This window comes from Hydrocoleum sp. CS-953 (assembly GCF_002260545.1).
In the GTDB taxonomy this organism is placed as follows: domain Bacteria; phylum Cyanobacteriota; class Cyanobacteriia; order Cyanobacteriales; family Microcoleaceae; genus Trichodesmium.
In genome coordinates, this window is the sequence record NZ_LGSU01000991.1 from 1 (window position 1) to 5,859 (window position 5,859).

At 36.1% G+C, this 5,859-nt stretch carries 4 protein-coding genes and 1 pseudogene; all 5 read right to left on the bottom strand.

Going from position 1 to position 5,859, the window contains the following annotated elements; genetic code table 11:
* Positions 1–396: 396 nt before the first annotated feature.
* Positions 397–1,809, bottom strand: coding sequence for a cation:proton antiporter (locus tag AFK68_RS14065; protein WP_094673347.1), 1,413 nt, complete (start codon positions 1,807–1,809; stop codon positions 397–399).
* Positions 1,810–2,362: 553 nt separating this feature from the next.
* Positions 2,363–2,545: pseudogene (locus AFK68_RS38915) on the bottom strand (sterol desaturase); the annotation flags it as partial.
* A 111-nt stretch (positions 2,546–2,656) separates the two neighbouring features.
* Positions 2,657–3,886: a bifunctional sterol desaturase/short chain dehydrogenase gene (locus tag AFK68_RS14075; RefSeq protein WP_094673349.1), complete on the bottom strand. Its 1,230-nt coding sequence runs from the start codon at positions 3,884–3,886 to the stop codon at positions 2,657–2,659.
* A 407-nt stretch (positions 3,887–4,293) separates the two neighbouring features.
* Positions 4,294–4,611 carry a hypothetical protein gene (locus AFK68_RS14080; RefSeq protein WP_094673350.1) on the bottom strand — a complete coding sequence of 106 codons (318 nt, stop codon included), beginning with the start codon at positions 4,609–4,611 and terminating at the stop codon, positions 4,294–4,296.
* 849 nt (positions 4,612–5,460) lie between these two features.
* Positions 5,461–5,766, bottom strand: a complete 306-nt coding sequence (locus AFK68_RS41700; RefSeq protein WP_246844187.1) for an AAA family ATPase — start codon at positions 5,764–5,766, stop codon at positions 5,461–5,463.
* Between the last annotated feature and the right edge of the window lie 93 nt (positions 5,767–5,859).

Below are 5,859 nucleotides of genomic sequence, written 5' to 3' on the forward strand. Positions count from 1 at the left end.
TATCAGTTATCGGTTATCAGTACCTCTAGCTAAACCCAGAGGCTTGAAATTCAGTTATCAGTTACCAGTACCTCTAACTAAACCCAGAGACTTGAAATTCAGTTATCAGTTACCAGTACCTCTAACTAAACCCAGAGACTTGAAATATTGAATCGAATATTTTTTTCATCCCCTTAAAGATGTAAATTTTGACCAAAAAATAAGGTCAAAATTTACACCTTTTATTAATTGTATTGGCATGAAAAATAGGCGTTGCTGATTTTAGGTATAGAGTTCATAACTCAGGAAAATGAAGAGTAATTAATCAGGTAAAACCATATATTCTCCCAACTCAGATTTGGAAAAAACCCCTCTTTCTTCTGAGGTATCATACCAACATTCAGCAACGCCCCAAAATTAACCCGAAGTTTCTGGTACTTCTTCTGCTTCTCCTTCTGCTTCTCCAAACACTACTCGCAGTAGGGGAGGCGCTAAGAATGTTGTAATAATTACCATAAGAATAATTGCTACATCCAAAGCTGGAGATAAAGCACCACTAGCAGAACCAACTGAGGCAAAAACCAAACCAACTTCGCCCCGTGGTACCATACCAACACCAATAGCTAAACGGTTAACTGAACCTAAACCAAATACACTAAAACCGCAGGCAACCTTACCAACAATGGCAACTACTATTAAAAAGATAGCAATTACTAAACCTTCACGGTTAGTAGGAATAGCTGGGTTAAGCACCCCTAGATTAGTTTTTGTTCCCACAGTAACGAAGAAAATAGGAACGATAACATCAGAAATAGGACGAATTAGTTCTTCCAATTCTCGTCCGACTTCTGATTCATCTAAATTATCTAAAACTAATCCAGCAGCAAAAGCTCCCAATATAGCTTCCAAATGGATAGCAGTACCAATGTAAGACATAAATAATGCAATGGTCAAAGCAGGAATAACTGCTCGTCCACGGGTTTTGAATTTTTCACCAAAGAAAACAAAAGTGTCATTGAAGAAACGACCTAGCAATATTGCGCCCACCAAAAATACACTAGCACTAACAATTAGATAGACAACGTTGATGACATCTACTTCCCCAGTTTTTGCTAAACTTGCTACCACTGCCAGGATAATAATACCCATAACATCATCTATAACTGCAGCACCAAGAATAATTTGACCTTCTTGTGTGTTGAGACGGTTAATTTCTGCTAGTACCCTAGAAGTTATACCAATACTGGTCGCTGTAAGTGCTGCTCCGGCAAAAATTGCTGGTACTGCTGAGACATGAAATATTAGCATCATTCCTGCCGTACCTGCGATAAATGGCAGTGCAACTCCGACAGTTGCTACAACTAATGACTGAATACCAACTTGCATTAAGTCTCTAATGTTAGATTCTAGACCAATTTCAAACAACAAAATTATGACACCTAGTTCTGCTAGAACTTCTAGTACCTCACTTTGGACTTGAAATGTAGCCTCGGCAGCATCAGGAGCTAAACCTGCTGTTGATTGTAAGATGCTAATAATTACTGACGAAGAACTATCAGCCCCACTTTCTGGAAAAATTACTAAGTTTAGGGCGGAAATACCGATAACCACACCTCCGACCAGTTCTCCTAATACTGGTGGAAAACCTAGCCAGTTAAAAAATTCGCCCCCTGCTTTACTAGCTATGTAAATGGCCACTAAACTCAGAAGCACTCCTGCTACTACCATTGCTGGTTCGGCTTCTGTTTCTGTAGCCGTAGCCAATATTGGTTGAATATTGCTCGATAAAGGAAATAAGAAAATTTCACTAAAAAAATTGGACCCTGCCATTGAAGTAAACATTAAATCTTTCTAAATCAATCTGATTTATTTAATTTAGCAGGACTTTGGCTACAGAGGGTTAGTATTTGGGGTATAAAAATATTTTGTAGTGGTTATAAAAGATACTAGAGTTAGACTTTTTATAGTTGGAGATATCTATATATAGAGGTTGCTGAATAAATCTGAAGTGCAAAAAGATGAGTATTTGAGTCTCAAAAATGTTGCATTTTTACGAAAATTCTCCAAAAAAAGGCATCATCGTAGAGATTAAAACTATTTTTTTCAGCCAACCCTATATAGAACCCATTTGGTATCTAGTTGTGTACTTAAATAGGGGTGGGGAGTTTTCGGATTTTTTTTTGGCTCTAAATTGATTTTGAGGTAAATAATTTAAAGTAGGTAGAAACGAAAAATTTTTTGAGAGGAATTGCGACAAAGGTTAAAGGATTAATTGTGATGATTAGAGCTGGAGAAAGTAATTGAGAAGGGAGCAGCAAAAACAACTGCTCTCTCAAATAATTGTTAGGGTTTGGAGACCAAACCCCTACTTTTTAGATTGGCTCTAAATTGATTTTGAGGTAAATAATTTAAAGTAGTTATAAACGAAAAATTCTTTGATAGGAATTGCGACAAAGGTTAAAGGATTAATTGTGATGATTAGAGCTGGAGAAAGTAATTGAGAAGGGAGCAGCAAAAACAACTGCTCTCTCAAATAATTGTTAGGGTTTGGAGACCAAACCCCTACNATTAGAGCTGGAGAAAGTAATTGAGAAGGGAGCAGCAAAAACAACTGCTCTCTCAAATAATTGTTAGGGTTTGGAGACCAAACCCCTACCTTTTTATACTCACTCTAAATTTATTTAGAAGTAAATAATTTAAAGTAGTTATAAACGAAAAATTCTTTGATAGGAATTGCTACAAAGGTTAAAGGGTTAATTGTGACGATAATTGTTCTAACGTCTGCTTTTGCTAATTTAACTATTTGTTTTGCTACCCAGTCAGCAGACATAATTCCTACAGGATTTAGATTACTTTTAAACGGACCTAATATTAATTTCCGAATCACACAAGGAGAATCTAATTTCCTCAAAGTAACTAAATCTCCGAGAGTTCTTTTTGTTAGTTCATAAAGGGGACTAAAGGCTGGATTAACTTCTGCTTCGGAGGTATTTACCCAGACTTCTTTACAGGCAATATCAGAATTTGTTTTGACTGTTTTGAGGAATATTTCTAACATTCGCCAGCTAGAAAATGTGTTTATTTCGTAGGATTTGGCGATCGCTTCTGCTGTCTTTTCTCCATGTACGTTAATTCCGTGGTTTAAGACTAATATATCTACTTTTTCTAATAATTCTGCTAATTTTTCTTCTTGACCTATTTCCCAAGTTATGGTATTTAGTTCTAATTTTTGACCAGCTATGTCTAAGGTGATGGTCTGGTCTTTGGATGTTAGAGCAATAACTTTTGCCCCTGCTTGATGAAGGTGTTTCAGGAGACTTTGGCCTAAGCTGCCAGAAGCTCCTGTGACGGCGATGGTTTTGCCTTTGAGGGAAAGTGCTGTACCCATGAGTTTATCTACTAAGGTGAGGGTTCCACAAAAATAGGCATTTTGATTGTCGAAGTGGTGTCGCCAATGGTAGGGACGGTTTACGAGCCAATTTGCGGGAGGCGTTAAAAATGCACCGGGAAGATGATTGAGGTCTGTAAGTTGGTCAGCATTGGGAATACCTATGGCGCGGGCGATCGCTGGAAAGGAAAAAGTTAAGGTATAAGTAACACCTGCCAGAGTTGCCCCTTGATAGGAAGGCATCCAGACAAAAAATGAAGCCCATAATAGCATACCAAAGGTTAACATTACCACAGATTCTGGTATGTCGTGATACCAAGTAGCTTTTTGATACATTTCTGTACTGACAGTAGTTAGGTCTGGACGGAAAACGCGATGATGCCAAGCATGCCATTTATAGAGGGGCGACCAAATATGAGAAACTACATGATAAAGGTCTCGTATGAGTTCGGCAAAAAGTACAGAACCGAGAATTAGACAAGTATTAATTATCCAAGGATTAAGGGAGGAAAATTGCATGGGGTTTACTACTAAATATAGCTACAGTCAGAAGTTAGTAGTCAGTAATCAGTAGGGTCGTTTCGCTGCGCGACATATAAAGCGGAGCTTTGCGTTAGCACATGGCCATTCGCCCCTACATTATTGCTCTGACTAAATTTGAGAGGCGCGAGAATGTCTGCGCCAGTAATAGCAACTTCTATAATTAACAAAATAAGACAAACATATTTTAGGGTAGCACTATTTTCAGTTATCAGTTATCAGTAATTAGTTATGAATTTACAGCATATCAAGTAGGGATGTTACATAGAACGTCCCTACTTTACAGATAATTCTTTTTTCATCTTCTGGCAAAAATCTATAAAATCTTGAAAGGTTTTTAAATGTTCTGGTTCTGATGTTTTCGGANGATGTTACATAGAACGTCCCTACTTTACAGATAATTCTTTTTTCATCTTCTGGCAAAAATCTATAAAATCTTGAAAGGTTTTTAAATGTTCTGGTTCTGATGTAATTCTCTTTTTTAATTGATCTAAATAGGATTGATTTTTAGCCTCTCCTGGATTTTTTTTAGAATAATTAATTTTCTTAGCTCTAAATATTTCCTTGATATATGAAAAGTGAAATTGTGTATGATTATAATCTTGACTATAATTACCCATTAATTCTGGGTCTTTGACGGATACATCATAATATTGTGCATAATCTGAAAGAGGTTTTTCCAGAGGTTGTCTAGAGTCGAACAATTTTCTATTTCCTAATAGCCTAGTTTCGATACATCGGTTTTGAATAATGGAAATAGGCTTAACTTTTCCTAATTTTAAGTGCAGGTCATTTCAGTTAACAGTTATCAGTTAACAGTTATCAGTTAACAGTACCTCTGGCGATCGCCATCGGGATTGAAATACTGAAGTTGATTTTTTTTCATCCCCTTTTAAGGGCAGGGCTGTTTCATTCTTGGTTAAGGTAGAGGGGGAGCAGGGGAGCAGGGAGCAGGGGAGAATTTTTCACCATTTACACGCTAATTTTCCCCAAAGAATATCGAGCAATAATTTTGGTGAAGAAATGGNCAACACTAAAAATAGTCAGTTTTTCGTAACTTTTCCCCAAATTTTTATCGACGTGTCCCCAATTCTCATAAATAATCGATTATTTATTTTACGCCTGAAACATCCCTGGCTTTTAAGGGGAGGCTTTAGACCTTATTTTTTGGTCATTTTTTACAATAAAATCTTCAATTTCTTGTTTTTTACTGGCGACTGTTTCTGCCTCAGTATCAAGACAAATTACCTGGTAATTATATTTGTCTGTTTCTTGGATTTTTTTTATGGCATCGGGAATATATTCGTGAATAATTGAAGGATAACCATGAGCGCTAACTAAACAGTAATTATTATGATTAGCTTGATGATCAAGTTTGACTTTTGTGAGTTCGGGTAGAAGATGTTTTAGCCAAGATTCATAAATTTTTTTCTCTGTACTTCTGCCTTCTAAAAGGAAATAAATATTTATTCTGCTTCTACCTCTTCGGGAGATTCTTCAAGGATATTAATTAGGTCGATAAAACCTTGATATCTAGATGGGGAAATTCCTAATTATTCAGGTTGTTTGACTGTTACGATGTTGCCTTGGCGAGTGACAATTTTCCAATATTTATTTCCGATATTATTGATGATGTATGGATGGTGACTGGTAATAATAAATTCTAGTCTAGGATTTTCTAAGATTAAATCTGTGACACTATCGAGACAATTAACTCCTAAACTCTTTTCAAATTCATCAATTAATATTACGCTGCCTTCGGGAGATAAATATAATTCGCTAATGTACATCAATGTTTTAAACATTCCTGAAGAAATATGTGGTGGTAAAATCCAATTAGATACTCCTTTTTCTTTCAAGGATAAGGCTCTAGACTCTTTTAAAATCTAAATTAATGGTTCATAAATTTTGTCATTGAAATTTAATAGGGATTCTATTTTAATATCTTCTAC

What these genes read in the sequence shown, in the direction of transcription:
- AFK68_RS14075 (WP_094673349.1), bottom strand. Translation starts at nt 3,886, where the DNA reads ATGCAATTTTCCTCCCTTAATCCTTGGATAATTAATACTTGTCTAATT.
- AFK68_RS14065 (WP_094673347.1), bottom strand. Translation starts at nt 1,809, where the DNA reads ATGGCAGGGTCCAATTTTTTTAGTGAAATTTTCTTATTTCCTTTATCG.